This window comes from Endozoicomonas sp. ALB032, assembly GCF_049310125.1.
Lineage (GTDB): Bacteria > Pseudomonadota > Gammaproteobacteria > Pseudomonadales > Endozoicomonadaceae > Endozoicomonas_A.
On the sequence record NZ_JBLYNW010000001.1, the window covers coordinates 600,140 to 624,667 of the forward strand.

A 24,528-nucleotide genomic window follows, 5' to 3' on the forward strand; every position below is an offset into this window, starting at 1 on the left:
TCTGGTACTGAAATCCGATGAGTTGACAACCATTACCGATTTCTTCCACTGGTTGCGGGTAACCATCCAAATAGAACTTTTCTCCTTTCTGAAGGTCATAAGTACCTAACCAGACAATTTCAATGCAGTCCTTTAGATGACAGGAGAGAAGTTCACGATGGATGGTCGGATTAATGAGAAAAGAAACACTCCCTCTCCAGGTAGTGAGCCACCAGCCAACAGAGCAAAGCAGGATGTAGCGTCAAACATTGCAGAGGTCTCTGATGTCATTCCCAAACTCAGTCCATGGCCAACTCCGGCCAGGATGCCTGACAAGACGAGAACCGTATCCACAGCGGTTTCAGCAACAGCTACGACTTGCTCCGACAGCCGACTGGTTAGCTTGCCCGGGGAAGTGTTCAACAGAATCGCCAGCTATTTATCCATCAACGATATCAATCATTTTGGGCAAACATCGCCAACAATGGGCGATCGCCTGAGGTCATGCGGCCTGGATGAGGTCCATTACTTTCTCTCCCTGACCAGGCAAAGGCAGTCTTCGTGCCGGGCAATCATTCAGTCCAGTCATTTGCTCCTTGAGTATCTCAGAACATTGCCCATATTTTCTGACCGCCACTTCCCTGCGCAACTGGGCCCGGCCTATTACTCCTGTTATGCCAGCCATTTGCGCCAGCAGATTCTTGATGGGGCCGCATTGACCTTTATACCCATTGGCAGCCTGGATGTTCATTATCACCATCATCTGCGTGATCATATTCCCATTATCATTGAGAGAAAGTCGGAGAACTACAGTGATATTCTGGCTCCGGATCCTGACGGTCAATGGGTCAGGGAAGCTGAAATCAAACACAATGACCGTGTCAGTTATGGTCATCAATGGGCCGACCATATTTTATTTGTCCTGCATCGCGTTCCCCGAGGTCTTATGCGAAGGGGACCCCTTAGCCACCAATACACCGGCAAAGAGCATTTACTGTCTGTTTTTGAACGCAAGAAAGATTCGTGGGTTGAGCAACAATTGACGACGGGTGATGTTTTTCCTCAAGATGAGAACAAGTACATGAATGAGATGCACTTGTCACCTGATGCCAGTTCACTGGTCTGTATTCACAATGGGGAAGCCGGTGCTATTCTCGGTCGGGGGGCTGATGGGCAGTGGGTCAATAGAGGCAAGATTAACACAGGCCGAAATCATCATTTGCTGTTCAGTGCCGACAACAATCATCTTCTGCTTTATGACGGATCATACATTACTTTGATGAGTCGGGCAGAGGATAAATCCTGGTCACAAACGGGCGACATTGTTGTTACAGATCCTGCTGATGATCTGAAAAAAACGCCCAGTGGCGAAACAGTGAGCGACTTTGACTTTGATCTCGATGTGAAATTCAGCCCGGATAACCGCCATTTTGTTACATGGTTTGAGGATGCCGGCGATGATAGCAATCTTGGTGCCATTGAACGGGACTATTTCTTTGTCGTCATTTTTGCCTGTGATCCGCAAGGGCAGTGGCATGAAAAAAAGAGAATCATTGAATACTGTGACTGGCCAATGCGGTATTTCTTTATCAAACCTGAATTTAGCCAGGATGGTCGGCTTCTGATTATCACCTCCGAAAAAAGTTTTAATATCTGGGAATTGGATACTGACGACAAATGGCAACTCTCTTATCGGGAGGAGTCCCAGGGTGGCGGTGGTGATTTTTATTTTCCTGTGGACCCTTGTGAATTCATCAGAAGAAGCGGGCGCAGCGTAACGATCTGGCGCAAGGCAGCCTCCGGAATCTGGGGCGAGACACAAACCTTTCCGGCTGAGGCCCTGGTAGCATCCAGTCCCAGCGGTGAAACTATTGTTTGTAACGATCCTTCTGGCCACACTGATCTCTATCAACGCAAGCCTTTTGCTGAATCTTTCGATCAGCCATTCGCTGAACCCGCCGCCGTTGAGTGGGTCAATCAACGCATCGGGTTTTCCATCGTAAAAGCAGATTTCAATCAGGAAGGTTGCCTTCTGGCTTTAGTTCCCAGTACGTGTACACAAAGCCTGATTCTGTTCGGGTTGACGGCAGACGGGAGCTGGGTGGAAAGGACCCGTTTGCAAACAGAAGGCAGGATTGAAAAATTTTGCTTCAGCCCGTGCAGCCGCACCCTTCAAGTCACCAGTTTGCGCCCTACTCATGACCATGTCAGAGAGCAAGAGGTTTTTTCGCTCTGGAAGATCATGCACTCCCGTCATTCGCGAGAATGACGACCTCCTTCGCGGGAATGGAAACATTAACTGAGCACCTGATTCAGTGCAGCCGAACAACAGCCTGAACACCCCTGAAGAGAGGTGACAGTTAAAATGGAACTTTCATCCCATTTTAAGATCTAAGTTATTAAACGCCTTAAATGCAGTCCTTCAAAGGACATCGGGAAGGGAGCCTTATTATGGATGGTCAAATCAAAGAAATAAACAAATCGATTCTTGATAGTAGCGCGTCTGATACCGCCACCCCCTTCAAGAAACCAAAACTGGAATTACTGCCGAATGCTGTAACAATCTGCTCTGAAGTCATTGCCAAACTCAATGCATCGTCGCCTCAGATTAAGTCACCTGACCGGGCAAGAACCGTATCCTCAACGGATTCCTCACTCTGCAAGCCTCCTCAAACCTTCGATTTCCGTTTTGTCACCCGTGATGATGAGGTACGACAGCTTTTAGTTGCCCAAACCTGCGATGAACATCGGGATGTCACCCTCATTTCCCACCCCGATGACCTCTCACAGGCTAACCTGGTGAGCCGGTTGAGCATTGCCGACGATGGTCGTCAGACTCTGCGTTCAGGCAAGCTGTTTGAGGGTTCGCAGCCCATAACTCTGGTGCTGGATATCCGAAAGCTCACCGCCGAAGAACTGCCCAAATTTAACGATTTACTGGACCCGAATAACCCCTGTCTGTACGACAAAGTCAGTCAGGAGAAACGCTCTCTGGGCCAACATGTTTCTCTGCTGGTGGTGGCAGATCCTGGGCAGTTGGCAGCGGCTGGCCAGCACAACAGGGCGCCGGGAGCTGATTTCTGGCGGCGAATTAATCGACCGGAAAATACCTGGCAGTTTGACGCGCAGAACGGCAATGACCCATCAATGAACATCGACGAAATTCCTCCACTATTGGAAGAAATTCCCGGCGCCGAAAATGCTATGGACGACGACAATATTCTTATTATTGACTGTCACTTGCACAGTAACTGGCGACAGTTGTTGCTGGGTGGCCCCGGAGTGGATAAACAGGGGCGAATCCAGCATCTTCCCGGCAGGCTTGGGTCATTAAGGGCCGGACAGCGGGTGATTCTGAAAGGAGCCGACTGGCAAAATCTGGCCTTTGAACAGACCGTTCGGCAGATGCTGGCGCAACAGTGCTTTGAGAGCAATGGGAAAGTCTGTCCGTTACCCGACGATGTTCAGTTTTATCAGATGCCGCTGGGAAATAATGAGCTTCATTCACTGTTCCAAAGTCTGTCCCGTTCTCCTGAAAAAGAAGTTGATAAAGAGCAGGCACCAGCAAACCCGATCATCATCAACGAGAGTAATATTGTTCAATGGCTAAACCCGATTGCCATCACCACGGAAGGCTACGCAGTTCCTAACACCCGTCTGCTGGAACAGGTTCAGGCGGGAGGTGTGGTCACCGTAACGTCTCCTCTCACTGAAGCACTCTGGTTTCGTTTGCTGGGTTCATTACAGACTATTCGCGAGACGACCGGCCTGGAACCCCGGCTTCAGGTGGCCCACGCAAAAGGACAACCAAAAGCCCTGGGTTTAATAGAAAACGATAAATACCCTCTGCCCACCCCACTGGAAAAAGTCGGAAATCGCGCTGCCTTTGATACCGCCACTTATCAACAATCTGCCCAGGCAAATCATTGGATCAATGATCTCCCGCAAGCTCCTCTGGTCATACAGGTCAATGAACAGACCAGCTTCAGCCAGCTATTTGATAATATCCATATCACCTCGGAACAAAAGGCCCATTTTGGACAACGTCCGAGTGGGTTGCAGGAAGCATTGACCGCTGGCAAGCCGGTGGTATTGCGGGGGCTGGAAAGCAACCCAACCCTTCAGCAGCTTCTGGAACCTCTGGTTGCAGGGCAGCCACTGCTGGTGAATGGTCAATTACAGGACTACCCAAAAGCTCGTGTCACACTGCTCTGGCCTGAGTCTGCAAAAAGCCGGTCTTCAGTATTTCGTTCGATGGTTGCCACTGGCAAGCCGTGTCCCGAAGTCGATCTTTGGGATATCAATGCCGTCAAGCATGAAATCTCCCGGGCTGAGCTGCCTGAACAAGCACTTAATGAACTTTACGAAGCCTTTAAAACCGCACCTTCCCACCTGTGTAACCCTCTGCCTGAAGTAACCGAAGGGTTATTGAATAACCTGATACTGGCTGCCCGGCGGGCACAGCAGGTTGACCAGTCCCTGCAGATCCTGCCCTGTCACTGGCGCAAGGCCATTAACAGCATTATCACCCATGGTACCCGGCAGCATCCGTCCGTGCGTGATTTTATGAAAGTGGCTTGTCAGCAGCTATTGCCAGATGAGAATCAAACCGCCTCGGTAGACCTGGATCGCTTAAATGCCATCATCAACACTGCCCTGCCGTTAGACAGAGCCTTTGTTGAACAGAACCTGTGGTCACTGGCCAGAGCCTTTGACCCGGTTGTATTTAATGAAAAATTACAACGGTCCTATGAAAGACCATTTTCATGGCAGGATGAAAAAGAAACTCTCGACAGGCTCTGTGCCTTGATCGTGGCCTATGCACCCGGAAAAAAACAAGATGCATTGGCGTATCAGTTAAAAGTCGATCCTGCGCAAGCAGAGTCCCGACAATCGTTAGCCATCAGGCCAGCCAGACAAATTAAACGTTTGCAAGATGCACTGGCTTCTGGCTGGCAATTAACCCATCCGCCTGGACAGACCCGATCCGATGCCGTTTACGCGCTGGCCTACGATTGTTTTCACAGGGCCAGAACGGCGAATTCTGAAGCAGAAGGCATTGAACGCATAGAACATCGACTGTCTGAATCGCTGAAATGGCAGGGTTCTGCTGATAGGCCTTTGTCAGCGCTGGCCCGGGATCTTTATCACGGCGAGATAAGCCAGAAAGATCGTGAAAATCGTCGACTGTCCCGACTCCACGACCGACTTTCGGACTCTCCCGTCCTATTCCTGCAGGGAGAAACCGGCACCGGGAAAAGCTACTTTTCTGCCAAAATGGCCAGGGCTTCGGGACAGGCTTCAGTCATTTCCCTTGGACCTTCCGACAGCGAACAGACCCTGATGAAACGCTGGCAGTGGCGACAAGACGCCGATGGCGACCGCTCTATGGTGCAGCAAAACCGGGCATTGATGGAATGGGCCAACACTCCATCCTACGAGGATGGACACTATGTCACTCTGGTTCTGGATGAGGCCAACCTGGCCAAAACCGGATTACTGGCATCATTAAACGGCTTGTGGGAACCAGAACCCTGCATTTACGTGAATGGTCATCCTGTCAAGGTCGGCCCAAAACACCGGGTGATTCTCACCGGCAACCCCGATCATTACGCCGGGCGCCGAATGGACCCAGCTCTAAAAGAGAAACTGCCCAGAGCTTACTACCCACGCCTGGGTCAGGCTTTCCTTCGGGACAGGGTGGTGGAACCGGCTCTGGTCAAGCATTTACAAGAGCATCTGCTGGAGCATCAAATAAACGACATTGCACACAGTGCCAGCAAGAGTGTGATGGCACTCTGGCAACATTATCAGGAGCTGTTGCCCGAGCATGAGTTTACCCCCAGGGATTTAACCGATATCTGCAGTTGGGTGGGCTGGTATCTGGATCGTGCCCTGCCCGCTCGCGGCAGTGTGACCTGTGAGCAAATAAACAGTCTGATACTACAAAGTTTTCGGGATGTACTGGGGCCGGAAATCACCGAAACGCATCAGGAGGCCCTGTCGGCACTGGAAATCTGGTTTGCTGCCCGTTACCAACCGGAGAACACCCTGAGCGACAGAGTTCATGAACACACCCTGCGGGATATGCAACAGACCTTCAGAGCAGTCGCCGAAAAAATCCGACCAGACTTTGATACCTCCGGATCGGCAGTCCGTGAACTGGCGCAACGGCTTGGGCAGGATTTAAGCCGCTGCCGGCAGGCTAATCATCGCAAGATACAACACGGCGGTCGTCAGGCGACACTGATTGAAGGCCCCGCAGGACGGGGTAAGGATGCCACGCTGAACCTGGTGATTGAAAGTGTCAGACAGGAGACTAAGCGACGGGGAGAATCTATGCCGGAAGTCTTTTACCTGAATGCCTGTGATTGTTCCTGGGACAAAGTGTGTGAAGTGATCCAGAAGGCAAAACTGGATGGCGGTATAGTGGTGATTTCTGAAATGAATCTGATCGACAGCCAGCACCTGGAAGGTGAATTGAACAATATTCTGGCCGGTGACGCCCATCCCGGCTTCCACCTGTTTGCCACCATCAACCCGCCTGAGTGTAGCGGGCGAAAACCTTTATCACCGGCGCTGAAAGGGCGTTTTCGACATTTGCCGATCCGGCAGTATAACCCAGTCGAATTAAAGGCCATTGCCGAAAAAGTGTTGCCAGTGTCCTCAGAAGGGAAATTGGCCGCTAAAAAGCTAACAGAAAAACATTGTCTTTTAAGGGCTCACCTGCAACGCAAAAAACTGCCGTTGCAGCCCACCAGCCTTGATTTACAGAATGTTGCCAGGGCTATCAAAAGAGGTGGCGATTTTAGCGAAAAAGCCGTTCATCAATGCCTCAATCAGCACTACCGGCTTTATCTGATGGCCGCCAAACTATCGCTGGAGGAACTGCCAAAGTCATCGGCTATTGCCATGAATAAAGAGGCGCTTGACCCTGAAATGAGCGAATGGTTCTACCAAACGGTATCCGGTATTAATCGCCCATGGTTGATACGAGGCAGTCATCGCAACAGTCTTGATGAAAAACGCCGCGAAATTCGTTTTAACACTCGTCTGGATAAAGAGGAAGCCAAAACGGAAATCATCAAGAGGCTGGCCCAGGTCAGGTGGCAAGCATCCGGTCTTACCCTGAAGCCGGATCAGTCGGACGATATTCTCACACAGGCTCTTTACAGACACTGGCAGCGATGCTGGTTCGCACATAATTTTAGCCTTACGGAAGTGGACGCTAATAGTGTATTCCCCCTGACCAAAGAACAGGCACAGGCGCTGAAAACACCGGCTTACCAACCTTATCTTGAGGAGGCTGATAAACAGATACAGGCATGGAATGCCTGTGACGTTCAATGCTGGCCCGGATTCTGGCATCAGATCAGCGCTCTGCCAGACCAGTTGGTAAACGAATTTATTAACGAAGCATCAGCTATTAGCGGTAATGACGCTCCTGAACCGTATGACCCGGAAGTTAAGGAGGAAGAAGCTCCGGCACTGGACCAAAGAACGAACTATGAGGATCAGAAGACGCCAAAGGCTTCACTATTTAAAGTTTTTGATTCGCAGCATCCCCCTACGATGTATCGCTGGCAGGCATTAGATATTCGTGTCACTGCCAGAGGTGAAATCAAACAGATCAATCTTGATGGTAAACACCTTCTGGGATTCGAAACCCTCACACCTGAGCGGTTATCAGGTAATGACCATGAAGTGAGATTAACCAGAGATCAAACGCTGGCGACCCTTAAGATATCATCACAGAACGGCCAATATCCCTTACCCAGCCTGACGGCCAGTGACTCTATCGTGGCCCTGCGTATAGAGCCCTATTTGCCGCATAAACTGATCAGGGACAAATACACCGGGCTTCATACACTGTTTATTCCTCAGGCCGAAGCCTTCCAGAGTTTTCAATGTACTTATGTCGTAGAACCCGCAAAGCCGGGCAAAAAAACGGGTACTGAAGCAACCCGAACAGAACGATCAATACATTTTGACGTCGATTGTACAGAAAGTATCAAGTCCGTAATGAAAGAACTGCTTAATAACTTTAATAACACTGGCGAACATCCACCCAAAATACAGGCACTTTTGCAGACAATAGCAAGCCCTGAAGACACCAGGCAACGAATTAACGCAATCACGGAATATTGCAAACAGTTCTCCGGTAAGGCTATACCAGAGCCTGGTAAGAATTTCTTTGAATTTCTCGTAACCAAGCGACAAGGTAGCTGTCGTCATCGGGTGCCTGTTTTTATTGCTTTTTGCCGTTACTTCGGGATTCCCTGTCGGCAAATTGATAGCAATGTTCACTGCTTCCCCGAGTATTCCCTGGATGGAGGCCAAACCTGGGAGTCAGTAGATTTGGGCGGAGCGCCCTTGGAGGTGACAGAAATTACACCTGATTCCGATTTGGGCGGAGCGCCCGGGGAGGTGACAGAAATTACACCTGATTCCGGGAAGTTCTGTGATTTGAACGCTGCATCAAAGCATCTTCAGGACCTTCTGGAAGAGGCTGATTCAGAACAAATTCAAGCTCTGGCCAGAGCCTTTAACATGAGCCTTGAGCAACTGAAGAAAGCCGTTGAGAAAGGCGGTTTATTACCATTTATTACACAAGTCGATCGATTTATTATCGCAATAGTAAAGAGTCTTTGGGTAGAAAAAAGTTTTGCCGGTTTTTCCCTGGGTGTCTCGCTGTTACAGTCGCTGAAGACAGAAGCATTTAACTATCCTAGGGATCGACTGATCGGTAGAGTGTTTGATTTCGGCAAGCCTGATTATAGACCAATGTCGGAGGCAGTCATTCAAATATTGTCCGACAGTGATGAAGTTCAGGTCACTGAACCGCTCAGGCTACTTCATTCAAAAATGGTTAAAAAGAACGGAGAATACCCTTACGAGTGGTTGCGTTCAATGGTGGATATTGTGAACACTGACTTGGCCAAGCCTTCGTTTATTCGCTTTGCCCGTGAAGCTCTGCTATCAGGTTGGTTGGATCCCGTGTCCAACAATCAGAACGGTAGTATCATGCCGCTTCAACATCATGAGCTACTGGTGCGTCTGGTCAACGTCGATGAACTGAAGGTTGACGCCAGCCATTGCCTGAAAAAGTGGTATAAGACATTCTTCTCCAGGGGAAAAGATAATCGGACGTGCAATGTTAATGCCACCATCCATGAGGAAAAAAAGAATGCCTTTTTCGTCACTCATTGTCATGATGGGCGCTCGTCATCTCTTGAAGGTGAAATTGCCAATCCATCTATAGAAGACGCCTGGACAGACCAACCTGAGGGCATTCCCAATATAGAACGAATACTGGAGCAACGGCCCGCATTTCCGCAGTTAACCTCGGGCAGGGCGAACCATCGTCCGGTGATTCTCATGGGGCAGCCTGCCTGGAACAAGACAGTGATTGAAGAAAAAGCCGAAGCCCTGTATCAGCGAAAAGTTAATGGCAGCCCTAACTGGAAGCCGGTATTGGAAATGCTCAAATCAAAGTCCTACCCTCTGGTATTGGAAGCAGAAACGCCCTTGGAGAAGTTAAAAAAGCAATGCAAACAAGCAATTCAGCAGGCCTTCTGTCATTACCTTTATGAAGTGACACACTCGAAAGGCGGTTGCTTAAGCTATTGCTGGGCAGGTGCTTTTATGAGTAAAGAATGTGGCACTTATGACCCATCCTCACCGGTAGAGTTGTATGCCATGATCTTGCATATTGCTAGCCCTCGCGAGTGTCAGGAACTTATTGAGGATGCTTACTTACGACAGACACATAATGCCAGCAATGCTCTGGTACTCAGAAACGACGAGATGACAAAAATTGCCGGAGAGTTTTTGAGTACCGTGAATTTGGATTCGATTTATGAGTCAATGGCTACCTGATAACGGTTTGGTCATGATGCGTTTTTTGAGGGAACGGTCACGAATCCCCAGGTAAGAGTAATCGCTCCGAGCCCGTTTGCTCGCATATTTCAGTCCATGCTTCAGCAGGGTTTGCGCGAATTGTTCATTATGCTCCCTATAGGGCTCATGGGGTTGAACAACAAAGTCTGGCTTGTAGTCGTGTGTTGGAGTGATAACAAAGTATTTATCTTTTAAATCGGGGTAGACATCCTCATACAATCGTGTAGCCCTTTTGGGATCTAACAACACAAGATGCTGTAAGATTTCCCTGCGGATATCCTCACTCATCTCATCACTCATAAACATTTCCCGAAAATTACCCTTCGATTCTTTCTTGAAGGATATTAAAAAATGACACACTCCCAACCGATGAGCATGATGAATAAACTGTTGGTGGTTGCTTAATAACTTGTAGCAAGGAGGAATACTACGAAGAGAGTGAATATAAAAGATTGAGAAAAGGCTGTGTTGAAAGGCGAATCTATCAGCTTCTGTCGTGACATCGCAATTAAGATGTTGTGCAAGTACATTAAAGTCCCACTGATCTCTTCCAAAAATGGCTATCTCCTCAAGGCGTGTATCCAGACCAAACATACCATTTATCACAATGAGCAGTTGTTCAAAGGCATTCTGCATGGTTTTACGTGATTTCATTTGGGGGCATTCAATGGTTATTTCACCCGCTGCGGCGTTGCAACTTATCTTCATGGGGTCAGAGTTTTCATCCAGTTCGATCGCTTTTAGAAACTGTGCCAGAAACCACATACGCTTTAACTTACCGGATTTAAATCCTTCATCAGGGTTATTAAACTCGTCAGATAATTTCAGCCGCAGGGTTCGTCCTTTCCCCCCATCTGCCTGTTCAAGTAGCTCGATAACGCTCATATGAACTCCAAGTTTCAGGTTAACAATCAAGGCATCATCCGTACTGACGACAGTCCCTGATTTCCCTGCTTCTTCGATGAATACTTTGTCGGACGGCCTCAGTAGTGGCGCTTTTTCTACCGAGCCACCCGAGGTCGTGCAATCGACATAGGTGATTTTCTTTTCCTTAGATATCCTGCCCTGGCCCGAAGCCAGAGTGACCGGTGCCAGTGCGTTTACAAAGCGCTGATGCAGGGCAAAAATCAGCTCATGGACACTTCGGACCTGCTCAGCTTGCCCGGGGTTGAGCGCTTGAAGATCGGATTGTAGCTTATGGCAATCGGCCAGCCATTGACGAAAGTTAGCCGGGGATGGTCGCCCTTTTTCAGCAGCTTGCATGAGCAGAATGATACGCTCCAGCCTTGATTTGATGGTCTTTTGCAACGTCTCGAACCGGCTGGTCAGTTGCGGCAATTCATCCCGCAATAACTGAACCTCGGGTGAACCTTTCTCACCCGCCAGCTGTAAGAAGGCCTGGTAACCCTGCAACAGGGCTTCGGCCCCATAAACCAGCCGATTTACGCTGTCTTCAGTCTCTGCCAGTATTCTGGATCGTTGTGGTGACATGCTCAGTTTTACCGGGTTGGCCAGACCATTCAGTCCGGCACCGGGGGCAAATAATGCCAGCAGGCGGGCATTTTGATCCGTGAGCCATTTGAAACCGCTGGCAACCTCAAGGAATGTGCCTTCAGGAAAGGATAAATCATCCAGTGAGGGGATGGCTTTGGCTAACGACACATCAGGAACAGCTGAGGACAGCTTTCTGCAACTGGCCAGTTTTCCGCTAAGATCACCGGCAACAATAAAGGCACCAGGCTCATCATTAAAGCAAGCGCAGACCAGTGTCGCCTGTTGGCCAGCCTGAACAGACAGCGCTTCAAACTGATCACCGGCCAGCATCAAAGTTTTTTGCTCCTGTTTCATAAGGATCGCCACATGATCATTGAATCCTCCTTTGGCAATGACAAAACCGCCAACCCGTTTCAGGAACTCAGGCTCAAGCATCCAGTCTTCAACGTGGTCAGCTACGACAATGGCTCCATCCGGCATAGAGTCTGCCTCTGGTCGTCTGGCCAGCCAAAGTGATCCGGTGCAAAAGCCTTCGCTGACACCCGCACCAATAGCAATGGTCTTTTTGGGCATGGGCATGGCAAAGTCCATATCGCCAGAGAGTTGGGTAACAGGACGCACCTGCAACAGGAACAGGTCACCCTCAGGATTGATGGCGAACTCCGCATCCACAGGGCAGAGCAGTAAGCTTTCCAGTGTTGTCAGCATCGTCCTGATATCTGCAACCATTTTATCATTAACTATATGACTAACGTCGTCTTTATGGGTGTCTGCATTTTCAATTCTTGTTTCTGAATAGCCGTTAGTGCTTTTGCGCAGGACAAAATGACTTGAGATCGTACCGGGAAAATATTGATAGCTGTCAGGGCCTTCCTCGTCAGAAATATCGATGCGGTGAGGCGTATTACCCGACTGCCCTGCAACCACACCTCTGGGTTGACCGCGGGTGAACTCAACCCCGATGGTACCATCCCGAAAAGATTTAAAGCTCATGATGACCCCGCCGTATTGACAGTCAATACACTCCTGGATGATCAGTGCCATGGGTTGTGGTACGCCTGCGGGACAGACTTCAGGGTGGTAACCTGAAGCCATGACCTTGAGACAGGTTCGCAAAACATCGTCTTCTTCCTGAACTATAGAGAGGTACTTGCCCGCCTGGGCATCGCCGTAATTATCTTCGTTGATGCCAGAACTGCGGACGATAACCGGTGTTGATAGAGAGGGTTTGTCCAACTGATGACGTAGATCCCTGATTTGTTGGGCCGCTTCAGACTCTTTAATCTGCTGGTAAAAGTCATCGCCGGCAATAAATTCCGCCAGCCCCTTCAGCACCCCGGTTCTTTTGGCGTCTGAAGATGACAAAGTATCAAGGTATTCCCTGATGTGCGCCAGACTGGCCTGAGCACCCGGCTCATAGGCGATATCGGGAAGATAACGGGCTAAAGAACGGGGATTCAGAGGCTGTTGTTCAAGCGCATTCACAACCTGGGTTGTCACACATTTAAATGGTGGAACATTCAGACCGGCGTCCTTCATCCGCTGCAAAAACATTCCCTTGCCCCCAAGTTGTTCCCGGAGTGTGCCAACCTGATCTGGAACAGACAAACGACAGAGACGCTTGGCTAAAGGCATTTCGATGGCCGGAACGCCACCAGGATCAAAATGTCTTTTGGATTCACTTTCAGACCGATTGGTTGGACTGCCAGACCAGGTATCCTGGTTTGAATTCGTCGTCGGGATTTGGAGCTTTGAGTCACCAAAATTGGCATTTAACATTTTGACACCCCCTATCCTACTAATACTCATCCATGATTTAATCGCTAACGCATAAATAAAGTACCTCTAGTTTTTTAGACAATAATACCTGTATAAAGTTCACCGTCGACCTGAAGCAAGCAATAGAAAGAAGAAAAATAAAGTTTGCTTTGGGAAGCCTTGTCTGAGTCGCTGAAGTTTATGAAATTCAGTAGCTGATTCAGGTTTTCCGGATGGTCGTTATCAGGTATCCAATGCCTCATAAATCGTATTCAAATTCACGGTACTCAAAAACTCTTCGGCAATTTTTGTCAACTCACGGGATTTGAGCACCAGAGCGTTACTGCTGTCTTGTGCCTGCTTTAAATAAGCATCCTTAATAGAATTCTGAAAGGATAAAGAGCTATTAATATAACGCATCATGTCAAACAGCTCTTTTGCTGAGGATGGCTCATGAGCGCCATAGAAATCTTGACTCAGGGACTCCTGCATTTGAGCCTCGGCCCAACAATACAATAAGCTACCGCCCTTCGAGTGGGTCACTCCATATAGGTAATGACAGAAGGCCTGCTGAATCGCTTGCTGGTATTTGTTTCTTAAATTATCTAAACGCCTTTGATCTTTCAATGACACCTTGAAGGACTTCAGTTTGGTTTTTTCCAGTAACAGCTTAAGATCCGGGCTGTTCTCAACTTTTCGTTGAAACAGAGCCTCGGCTTTTTCCTTAATCACCGTGCTGTCCCAGGAAGGTTGCCCCAGGATAATCACGGGTCGGTGGTTTGCCTTGCCCGAGCTTGATTTCCTGAACGCAGGATGGTGCACCAGCATTCGCTCTATATCCGGAATGCCCTCAGGTTCGTCCGACCAGAAGCTTTGTAAAGATAGGCAGGCTATTTCACCTTTAAGGAATGGCGAAAACCCATCATGTTCGTGAGTGACCAACGTAGTCCTGGTTAATTTCTTTTGGAAGTACTCATGGACTGACAGCCATGAATAGCTATTTTTCTCCCTGGACAAATAGGCCTTGTACCAGTTTTTCAGACAATGGGCAGCTTTAACCTTCAGTTCATCGACAGCTTCCAGGCTCACCAATAGCTGATGAAATTTATAGGCATTGATAGTGACCCCATAGGAGCCAGAGGCCGCCAGTGGATCCAACCAACCCAGTTTCAAGGCTTCACTGGCAAAGTGAATAACCGAAGGTTTAGTTAAGTCACTGTCTATCAGTATTTTAATTATTGAACTCAGCCACTGGCGAGGGCTTGCTCCACCCTGAATAATCATTTTTGAATAAAGTAACTTAAGTTGTTCAGTGATTTTATCTTCATCACTCTTGGACAATATTTTTCTTACCGCCTCCGACATTGGGCTGTAGGTATTCCTATTTTTGTCGTAATTAGTACCAGTCAATACAATCTCGTCCCAGCCTAATTCTTTTGTCTCAAGGGACATCAGCAATGAGACCCCCACGGAAAAACTGGTTAAATTGTTTTCCTCCCAAAGGTTCCTGACTATTTTGGAAATACTTAGATTGACTTTCGGGAATGCACTGTTTGTCTCAAGGGCTTTGTTCAGTTCCTCCAAACTCATGCCACAGGCTTTAGCCAGAGTTTGTTGTTGTGCTAAATCAGCCCCTTTCAGGAAATCCTTCAGGAGAGCTTTAATTCTCTTTGATTTATTGCTGGAATCATTGATCTTTGTGGTGGTCTGGAACTCAGTTGTCGTTTCTACTGTCTCTCCGGGCTCCCCACCTAAATCCACTGACTTCCAGGTTTGTCCACCATCCCCGGAATACTCAGCAAAGCAGTGGACAAAGCTTGCGACTTGTCGGCATGGAATCCCGAAATAACGGCATAATGCAACAAAAGCAGGAGCACGGTGACGACAGTTACCCTGTTGTCGTGTTACGAGAAATTCAAAGAAATTTTCCGTGCGCTTTGGCTTTGCCTTACCGGAAAACTGTCGGCAATACTTCCTGATCGCCTCGATTCGTTGCTCAGTGTCTTTGGCGTCTTTTATGGTCTGCAAAGGCTCCCGTTCTTTGGCTCGACGCTGTTGGTCAATGGTCGTAAACACCCTGTCCAGTACTGTTTTCATGCCTTCTGAACAGTGGGTGTCCAAATCTGTTGCAGGTCTGGTTTGTCTGGCGCGCGTGGCTTTGCCCGGCTCTCTCGGTTCCACAACATAAACCACTCTGATACTCTGGCCGACTTTGGCCTCAGGAACAGACAGTGTGTGAAGCCCGGTATATTGGTCCCTGACCAGAGTAAATGGCAAATCGGGTTCCATACGCAGGGCCACGATATAATCGTTGGGCGTCAGGCTGGGCAATGCATATTGACCATTGTCCGATGACAACTCCCGGGTTCCCAGCGTTTGATTGCTGGCTAATATCAGTGTCTGGTCAGGCCCGGGTAAGCGTTCAGGCATGAGGGTTTCGACCCCCCTGATGTGTACATCCTTAAGATCGATCAGTTTGATATTACCCTCAGAAGTTACGTAAACATCCAGTGCCGAACACCGATACATATGGGAAATATTCTTATCCGTATCAAAAACTATATGATCCTCAGGATCTGGTGTCGTCAGAACCTCATAGTTCGTTCTCCGGTCCAATGCCGGAGCTTGTTTCTCGAAGACTTCAGGATCGTATTTTTCAGGCGCGTTATCATTGCCAATGCAATAGTCTGGCAGATCAATTATCTGATGCCAAAACTCAGGCCAAAATTGAACGGCATTGGATGTCCATGTGTTTATCCGCTGATCAGCCTCCCGAAGACAAGGTTGGGAATCCGGCATTTTCAGCGTTTCTTCCTCTTCTTCCGTCATCGGAAACAGACTGTTGGCGTCCACGCCCGTCTGGCCAAACTCATGCTTAAACCAGCATTGCTGACAGTATCGGTACAGTGCCCGGGTGAGAATATCGTCCGACTCATCCGGCTTCAGGGAAAGACCGGATGTCTGCCATCTGGCCTGAGCCACTTCCTTGATGATTTCCGTTTTGGCTTTCTCTTTATCGAGATGAGCGTTAATACGAATTTCATGGTGTTTTTCATCAATAGCGCTGCGATCACTGCGCCCTATCAACCATGGACGATCAATGCCTGATACCGTTTGGTAGAACCATTCGCTCAGCTCAGGATCAAGCGATCCTTTACCCATGGCAGGAGCCGATGATTTTGGCAGTTCCTCCAGCGATAGTTTGGCGGCCATCAGGTAAAGCCGGTAGTACTGATTGAGGCATTGATGGAGTGCTTTATCGCTAAAATCACCCCCTCTGTTAACGGCTATGGCGACATTCTGTAGATCAAGACTGGTCGGCTGCAACGGCAGGTTTTTCTGTTGCAGGTAAGCCCTTAAACGACAATGTTTTTCTGTCAGCTTTTTAGCGACGAATGTCCCTTCTGAGGACTCTGGCAACACTTTTTCGGTAATGGTCTGTAATTCTGCCGGTTTGTACTGCCGGATGGGCAAATGCCGAAAACGTCCTTTCAGCGCCGGTGATAAGGGTTTTCGCCCGCTGTACTCAGGCGGGTTGATGGTGGCAAACAGGTGGAAACCCGGATGGGCGTCACCGGCCAGAATATCGTTTAACTCTCCTTCCAGATGCTGGCTGTCGATCAGGTTCATCTCCGAAATCACCACGATGCCGCCTTTTATTTTTGCCGTCTGGATCTTTTCGCACAGTTTGTCCCAGGAACAATCACAGGCATTCAGGTAAAAGACTTCTGGCATGGACTTTCCCTGTCGCTTAGCCTCCTGTCTGACGCTTTCAATCACCAGGTTCAGCGTGGCATCCTTGCCCCGTCCGGACGGACCTTCAATCAGTGTCGCCTGACGACCGCCGTGTTTTCTATTGAGATGATAAGCCTGCTGACAGCGGTTTAAATCCTGTCCAAGCCGTTGCGCCAGCTCACGGACTGCCGATCCGGAGGTATCAAAGTCTGGTCGGATTTTTTCGCTGACTGTACTGAAGGTCTGCTGCATTTCCTGCAGAGTGTGTTCATGAACTCTGTCGCTCAGGGTGTTCTCCGGTTGGTAACGGGCAGCAAACCAGATTTCCACTGCTGACAGGGCATCCTGATAAGTTTCGGTGATTTCCGGCCCCAGTACATCCCGAAAACTACGTTGTATCAAACTGTTTATTTGCCCACAGGTCACACTGCCGCGAGCGGGCAGGGCTCGATCCAGATACCAGCCCACCCAACTGCAGATATCGGTTAAATCCCTGGGGGTAAACTCATGGTCGGGCAAGAGTTCCTGATAATATTGCCAAAGTGCCATCACACTTTGGGTGGCACTGTGTGCAATGTCGTTTATTTGCTGCTCCGGCAGATGCCGTTGTAAATGCTTGACCAAAGCCGGTTCCACCACTCTGTCGCGAAGGAATGCCTGATCCAGGCGAGGGAAGTAAGCTGTGGGCAGTTTCTCTTTCAGGGCCGGGTCCATTTGACGCCCGGCGTAATGATCCGGGTTGCCGGTGAGAATAACCCGGTGTTTTGGGCCGACCCTGACAGGGTGACCATTCACGTAAATGCAGGGCTCCGGTTCCCATAAGCCGTTCAATGATGCCAGCAATCCGGCTTTGGCCAGGTTGGCTTCATCCAGAACCAGAGTGACATAGTGTCCATCCTTCCCGGACGGAGTGTTGGCCCATTCCATCAGCGCCCGGTTTTGCAGTGTCATGGAGCGATCACCATCGGTGTGCTCTTGCCACTGCCAGCGTTTCATCAGGGTTTGTTCGCTGTCGGAAGGTCCAAGGGAAATGACCGCAGCCTGTCCTGAAGCTTTTGCCATTTTGGCAGAAAAGTAACTTTTGCCGGTGCCGGTTTCTCCCTGCAGGAAGATAACAGGAGAATCTGTAAGCCGGTCATGGAGTCGGGATAATCGACGACTTTCACGATCTTTCTGACTTATCTCGCCGTGATAAAGATCCCGGGCCAGTGCTGACAAGGAGGTATCAGCGGAATCCGTCCATTTCAGTGATTCAGAAAGTCGATTTTCTATGAGCTCAATGCCTGCTGCGTCAGAATTGGCTGTTCTGACAATATGAAAACAATCGGTGGCCAGAGATTGAATGGCATCGGATCGGGTCTGCCCTGACGGCAAAGGTAACTGCCAGCCAGAAGCCAGTACATCCTGCAAACGTTTAATCTGTCTCGATGGCCTGATGGCTAAGGATTGATAATGCTTTGTTGACTCCGGATCGACTGCCAACTCTTGTGCCATTGCCTGCCGTTGTTGTTCAGGAGCATGGGCCACAATCATGGCACAGAACCTGCCGAGAACTTCTTCTTTTTCTTCATCCCTCGATGGCAATGGACTTACGTAGCGCAGTTTTAATTCTTCATTAAGTACTCCCGGGTCAAAAGCTCTGGCCAGTGGCCAGATGTTCTGCTCCACAAAGGCTCTATCCAACCGTGGAGCACTGGTGATGATGTCATTTAACCGATCAGGGTCTACCGAGGCGGTCTGATTCTCATCCGGCTTCTCATGGGCATTCGGCGTCTTATCCGGTAACAAGTGCCAACAGACCACTTTCATAAAGTCACGCACTGAAGGATTCTGCCGGGTACCATGGGTGATAAGGCTATTGATGGCCTTGCGCCAATGGCGGGGTAAAAGCTGTGGGGAATGGTCAACCTGCTGTGCTCGCCGGGCGGCGATTATCAGGTTGTGCAACAATCCTTCGGTCATTTCAGGCAGAGGGTTACAAAGGTCGGCAGGTACGGTTTTAAAGGCTTCGTAAAGTTCATCAAGCGCCTGTTCTGGCAGCTCAGTCCGGGGAATATCATGTTTGTGGGCATTAATATCCCAGAGATCGACCCGGCGACACCGATTACCCATGGCAACCATTGAATTAACCAGTGAAGATGGGCTTCTTGCAGCCTTGGGCCAAAGCAGGGTGATATGAGCTTTTGGGTAGGCCTGCAATTGGCCATTCACCAACAGAGGTTGCCCGACAACCAGGGGTTCCAGAAGCTGCTGAAGCGTTGGATTAGTTTCCAGCCCTCTCAATACCACCGGCCTGCCAGCGATTAATGCCTCCTGCAGTTTACTCTGACTTCTGCCAAAATGAGCCTTTTGTTCCGAGGTGATATGGATATTATCAAAGAGCTGGCTGAAGCGGGTCTGTTCATTGACCTGAATGACCAGAGGGGCTTGCTGCTGCTTATTAATCCAATAACTTGCCTGAACAGGTTGTTGATAAGTGACAGCACGAAAGGCCAGGTGCTTGCTCATTTTTTCCTGAAGTTTGGACAGAGGGTAGTCATCGGTTTCTGTCAGGCCCAGAGCTTCCGGCTGTCGTCTTGAATAAGCCACCTCAAGTCCGGGCTCCAGACCAGTGGTCTCGCGAATAGTCTGCAGTGAACCCAGCAAACGAAACCAGAGAATCTCAGTGAGGGGAGAGGTTACCGTGACAGCACCACCTGCCCGAATCTGTTCTAACAGACAGTTTTCAGGGACTGCATAGCCTTCCGGGGCAATGGCAATCGGGCTCAGCCATTCACTGATATTACTCTCGTTAATAATGATCGGGATTCGTTGAGCAGAGTCTTTATTGTTACCTTCTATTACACCTTCTTTGGCAAGAGAGTGGGACAGGCTATGGAACAGTGAATGAAGCTCGCCCTTCCCCACCGGCATCTGATAAAACTGAACATCGTCGGGTAACGGACAAATCTTCCCGTTGCTCTCGAAACACTGTTGCGCCAGCATCTGCCGAATGGTCTGTTCAAAGGCCAGATCTTGCCAGTCGGCCCCTTTCAGAATCACCCGTTGTCCGGCCTTCAATAGCTCAAGCCTGCCGGGCAGGTGCTGAATTCGCCCCTGTTTATCCACTCCGGGGCCGCCCAGCATCAACTGTCGCCAGTTGTTGTGCAAGTGGCAGTCAATAAGAACGGTATTGTCGTCGTCCATAGCACTTTCGGCAGAGGGGAGTTCAGCCAATAACGGAGGTACCTTGTCGATCTCCATCGATGGGTCATTGTCAGTCTGTGCGTTGAACTGCCAGGTATTTCCCGGCCGATTAATTCGCCGCCAGAAATCGGCACCGGGAGCGCTGGCTGCGGGCGCGTCATCACGCTGACCAATGGATGCCAACTGTGCAGGGTCTGCCAGGACCAACAGAGAAACATGCCCGCCAAGGGGGCGTTTTTTCCGGTTGATTTTGTCATACAGACAGGGGTTATCCGGGTCCAGTAAATCGTTGAATTTGGGCAGTTCTTCGCTGGTGAGCTTGCGGATATCCATCACCAGAGTGAATGGCTGTGAACCTTCAAACAGCTTGCCCGAGCGCAAAGTATGACGACCCTCTTCGGAAATGCTCAGCCGACTCACCAGGTTAGCCTGTGAGAGGTCATCGGGGTGGGAAATAACAGTAACATCTTCATTACAGGTTATGGCAGTCAAAAGCTGTCGAATTTCATCATCACTGGCGACAAAACGAAAATCGAAGGAATGAGTCGCCTTTGGCAGCGAGGAATCCGTTGAAGAGACGGTTCTGACTCTGTCAGGCACCGTCTCCAAAGATGGCGATCTGTTTAGTTTGGACCTTACTTCAGAGCAGCTTCTTACAGTCTTCTCTTGTTCTGACAATAAATCCAGCTTTGCTATCTTGGCTGCCACGCCATTCCCGCCATGATCAAGAAGGTTAGGATTCAGAGCGTGTTTTTTTGTACCTTCATCAATCTGACCATCCATAGTCAACCTCCTTACTGCTATCTGAAGAACCAAGTTGAAGTTGTTTTATATTCTGACCTTCAGATTAAACATAAGTTCCATTTAAATAGAGAGCCGCAACCGAGGCAGATGCGATGGTCTCTATTCTCCCGACGTTTAAATCGAGCGTTTGTCATTCTTTGTATCCTTGTCTATAACTGAATTTCACCTCCTGAAAGAGTGAATGTCTGATGTTATTCAACTCACTGAAAAAAACAGGGTCATTAGCCCTGTTTTTGGTCTCTGTTCTTTCTCTTCAGACACTGGCTAAGAATGATTCTATCCACGAATACCGAAGGCCACCCAGCATGCTTCCTGAGGATATCAGCAAGTTGAAGCCAACAGTTTTGTTATGTTTCGTCAGCAATGTTGAAAATGCTGACAACCTATCCAACGACCCCGGCAAACCTGAAGAGTGTAAAGAGCATATTGGTTATGTCACTACGATAACATCAGAAAAATCCAGCACACATGTCTGCAGATATCATGCAAATGGTTCTATGCAAGAAGAGTTCACAAACTATGATTGGCTGGACGCAGGTTTCTATACCATTGATGGTTTCATGCATATCCATACAACAGAAGTCACTATCCCGGGCTCAAAAAATTATTATTACGTTATGAGAACGCCTGAAAACTGTTCTAGGGTTAACGAACCAATGTGTGCATATGTCGACAAACAAGAAGGTAAAATATCCTTTGGTTATGAGCAAAACGACAATGGTAGTACGACATGTGGAAAACGGGATCTCGTCAAAGCTGTCTATGATCACAGTTACGAAAGAATAAACTGCGCAAAAAGACCACAAGACCACAGCTCACCATTTATTGAACTCAATGCTTTGCCGGATTCATGTCCTTCCGATGCGGTCACCACCCATTGTCACAATTGTAATGGTAATGGCTGTGGCGCCTTCAAATGCTCAGCATTTACATACTGGGATCCATGCCCGGATGACACCTTCTGCGGTTCTGAAAGGTGCGTAGGTGGATTATGCGAAGATAAACCATGGTGCAGGCCTGCAACACTAAATGACGAGCTCTAAGACGAGCTGTAGATAATCCCTGATTCTAATTCTTCGGAGCCTTGGCTCCAGGTAGTTTTTGTGCAGCTTTGTCAAAAGTGAAGGAGCCATTGAATACCTCTTTCTGCTTCTCAATCACGCTTCGACCTTTGCACACAATAAGTGCATCAGCAAAGTCGGCTTCCTTGCCTTTTACAGGCTTTGCGTTCTTGAAGTCACTCAGGGCTTTCCAAACAACCTGGCCTTCCTCAAAGTAGAGGTTGGTTTCCTGAAAAAGCTGCAAAACGGTCTCAATGATTTCAGGTTTGGCAAGCTGGTATTTTTTACCCTTCAGCGTCCAGACTGTCTCAACCAGAGCAGCATCAGTCACCAGAACCTTTTCTTCTCCCTGAATCAACCGGGCGGCCTGTGCTGACTGCTTCTCATCATCGTTCAGCAAGTATCGGAGCAGGATATTGCTATCAATGACTATCACTACAAACCACTCTGAAGTGAATCGTCGTCTGAGATGTCCTGCTTGGTCTTGACGTGCTTCAGAAACCCTTCTGCTGCCCCTTTATGCCTCTTGATCAAGGTAATCCGACCATCGACGATAAAGCTGTCGATTTCATCTCCTGGCTGGATGCCAAGTTCTTCACACTGACCGGCAGGGATAGTGATTTGCCGTTTGGCACTGAGTTTAGGCATAGGTTTATTTCTTTACATTTTTCGTATAGTAAAGATAGCGCGTCACTTTACTTATCGCAATATATAGCGTACTGCATCTCCGTTTTATCAAACTGCCACCTGACTGCTTGATAAAGAAATTCACTTTTCCTCTATAGAGAATCAGGTGATTAGCGTGATGCACAGTGAAAATCACTGAACTACCAAGCAATCATTCATTGCTTGCTGTCACTGGGTAACGCCATTTTGAGTGCGCTGAAAGACAGAAACTCTGTTAGTTGCACTTAACAACATGTTATGAACTTTCATTTTAAAACTGACTCCAATTTTCCATATAGCTCAGCATCAACATTGAATGTTCCTTGTTGATCGAAGATAAATACCTATTCTGGAGAATTCAGGGATGCATGGAATAGATAATAACACCAGCATTGCACAACCTAACCCGCCACCAACCGGGCAAGCCGAACTGGAACGTGCATTATCTCGTGTCAGTGCGGCTAGATCCGTCGCTGTTGCTGATCAAGAAAAAAAGAACAGACCTTCATTTCAATATTTTTCTATTTTATCAAGCCCCATGATTTTCAGCCGTTTGCGACTTCGGGATGTTGTCATTTTAAAACGGGTATGTAAACGCCTTCGCAATGGTATCCATCAAGATAATGCTCTGGCAAAAGCATGGTATCGCCGGTTTCCTTCACCATTGCAGTATCAACTAAGGACAACCATCAATACAAAAAATGTTGACCAACTTTGTGATTGGTTTAGGTCGTTCACGAATGATCAGGCATTAGTGAAGTCAATCACAGATCGCAAAACGGACAGGGTTTATGTGCCGGCTCTGTTATTTTTCACCCTGTCCAGGCTGATGTCTGAATGTGAGACATTTGTTTTAGATACAACCACTATTAACGAAGCGAATTGTGTAAACTCAGCCAGCCTCAGTGTCGATGGACGCCACCTGGTCACCGCCAGCGACGATGGCACCGCAAAAATCTACGTTAAAACGGCTGCTGGATCATGGGAATTGATAGACATCATTCGCCATACCAGCAAGGTCAATTCAGCCAGCTTCAGCCCCGATGGTTCCTATGTGGTGACCGCCAGTAATGATGGCAGGGCGATAATTTATGGCTATAAGAAAGATGGGTCATGGAAAACAGTTCGCACTATTTCCCATAGTGACCTTGTTTATTCAGCCACCTTCAGCGCCAACGGCAGCCATGTGCTGACTGCCAGTAATGATGGAACAGCGCAAGTCTATGGCCTCAGGGACGATGGATCATGGGAAAGGGAAACTACTGTTCGCCCAAATGGTCCGATCAAATTAGTCAGCTTTAACCCCGCTGTTCGTATGACCGACACTGGCGATAAAACGACAGAAATCTGTGGCCCCAAGGGCGATGGATCCCGTTCAGAAAAAACCAGCACAGAACGTCATAGATGGGTCTTATCAGCCAACTTCAGCTCCGATGGCCGTCATTTAGTGACTGCCGGAAGGGATAACACAGCGAAAATCTTTGCTCAAAAGGCCGATGGATCATGGGAACCAAAAAAGACCATTCGCCATGGTGACTACGTCCACTCAGCCGTCTTTAGCCCCGATGGCCGTTATCTGGTGACGGCCAGTGAAGATGACACAGCAAGAATCTATCGCCAGACAGCGAATGGATCATGGGAACGAGAAGAAGTGAATATTTACCATAAAGACGGAGTTTTATCAGCCAATTTTAGTCCTGATGGCCGCCATGTGGTGACTGCCAGCAGGGACGGAACAGCGAAAATCATTGGTCTGGGCACCGATGGGTTATGGTCAGAAAAAGCCTGCATTTACCATAATGACTGGGTCTTATCGGCCAACTTCAGTATCGATAGTCGCCTTGTGGTAACTGCCTCCAGCGACCATTCGGTGAAAATCACTGAACTGCGAAGGTATGATTCATTGCTTGCTGTCACTGAATGACGCCATTTTGAGTGCGCTGAA

The 24,528-nt window shown here is 48.7% G+C and carries 8 protein-coding genes; 4 read left to right on the forward strand and 4 right to left on the reverse strand.

What is annotated here, in order from left to right; all coding sequences use genetic code 11:
• The first annotated feature begins 157 nt into the window (after positions 1-157).
• Together ACO6VG_RS01980 and ACO6VG_RS01985 are read left to right on the forward strand one after the other, a co-directional pair.
• On the forward strand, positions 158-2,248 hold the full coding sequence (locus ACO6VG_RS01980) for a hypothetical protein (RefSeq protein ID WP_422472429.1): 2,091 nt from the start codon (positions 158-160) through the stop codon (positions 2,246-2,248).
• A gap of 182 nt (positions 2,249-2,430) precedes the next feature.
• The gene (locus ACO6VG_RS01985) at positions 2,431-9,858 is read left to right on the forward strand and encodes an AAA family ATPase (protein ID WP_422472431.1); all 7,428 of its coding nucleotides are present in this window, start codon (positions 2,431-2,433) and stop codon (positions 9,856-9,858) included.
• On the opposite strand, the gene ACO6VG_RS01990 is transcribed toward ACO6VG_RS01985, so the two are convergent.
• Together ACO6VG_RS01990 and ACO6VG_RS01995 are read right to left on the reverse strand one after the other, a co-directional pair.
• Entirely contained in the window at positions 9,844-13,152 is a 3,309-nt protein-coding gene (locus ACO6VG_RS01990; RefSeq protein WP_422472433.1) for a PEP/pyruvate-binding domain-containing protein, read from the reverse strand. The genes ACO6VG_RS01985 and ACO6VG_RS01990 overlap by 15 nt on opposite strands.
• 222 nt (positions 13,153-13,374) lie before the next feature.
• On the reverse strand, positions 13,375-20,835 hold the full coding sequence (locus ACO6VG_RS01995; protein ID WP_422472435.1) for an AAA family ATPase: 7,461 nt from the start codon (positions 20,833-20,835) through the stop codon (positions 13,375-13,377).
• Between the two features lie 209 nt (positions 20,836-21,044).
• On the opposite strand from ACO6VG_RS01995, the gene ACO6VG_RS02000 reads away from it, so the two are divergent.
• Positions 21,045-21,899 carry a hypothetical protein gene (locus ACO6VG_RS02000; protein WP_422442469.1) on the forward strand — a complete coding sequence of 285 codons (855 nt, stop codon included), beginning with the start codon at positions 21,045-21,047 and terminating at the stop codon, positions 21,897-21,899.
• 25 nt (positions 21,900-21,924) lie between these two features.
• Here the strand turns inward: ACO6VG_RS02000 and ACO6VG_RS02005 are convergent, their stop codons facing one another.
• Entirely contained in the window at positions 21,925-22,353 is a 429-nt protein-coding gene (locus tag ACO6VG_RS02005; RefSeq protein WP_422138932.1) for a PIN domain-containing protein, read from the reverse strand.
• Positions 22,353-22,565 (reverse strand): AbrB/MazE/SpoVT family DNA-binding domain-containing protein, encoded by a 213-nt coding sequence (locus ACO6VG_RS02010; protein WP_422135386.1) that lies wholly within the window; start codon positions 22,563-22,565, stop codon positions 22,353-22,355. Before ACO6VG_RS02010 ends, ACO6VG_RS02005 begins: the two co-directional genes overlap by 1 nt.
• A gap of 382 nt (positions 22,566-22,947) precedes the next feature.
• Here ACO6VG_RS02010 and ACO6VG_RS02015 point away from each other — a divergent pair, with 382 nt between their 5' ends.
• Positions 22,948-24,507, forward strand: coding sequence for an F-box/WD repeat-containing protein (locus ACO6VG_RS02015; protein WP_422138933.1), 1,560 nt, complete (start codon positions 22,948-22,950; stop codon positions 24,505-24,507).
• The last annotated feature ends 21 nt before the right edge of the window (positions 24,508-24,528 follow it).

Excerpts from the sequence above, each read along its gene's own strand:
- ACO6VG_RS01980 (WP_422472429.1), top strand. The coding sequence starts at position 158 with ATGGATGGTCGGATTAATGAGAAAAGAAACACTCCCTCTCCAGGTAGT.
- ACO6VG_RS01985 (WP_422472431.1), top strand. The coding sequence starts at position 2,431 with ATGGATGGTCAAATCAAAGAAATAAACAAATCGATTCTTGATAGTAGC.
- ACO6VG_RS01990 (WP_422472433.1), bottom strand. The coding sequence starts at position 13,152 with ATGTTAAATGCCAATTTTGGTGACTCAAAGCTCCAAATCCCGACGACG.
- ACO6VG_RS01995 (WP_422472435.1), bottom strand. The coding sequence starts at position 20,835 with ATGGATGGTCAGATTGATGAAGGTACAAAAAAACACGCTCTGAATCCT.
- ACO6VG_RS02000 (WP_422442469.1), top strand. The coding sequence starts at position 21,045 with ATGTTATTCAACTCACTGAAAAAAACAGGGTCATTAGCCCTGTTTTTG.
- ACO6VG_RS02010 (WP_422135386.1), bottom strand. The coding sequence starts at position 22,565 with ATGCCTAAACTCAGTGCCAAACGGCAAATCACTATCCCTGCCGGTCAG.
- ACO6VG_RS02015 (WP_422138933.1), top strand. The coding sequence starts at position 22,948 with ATGCATGGAATAGATAATAACACCAGCATTGCACAACCTAACCCGCCA.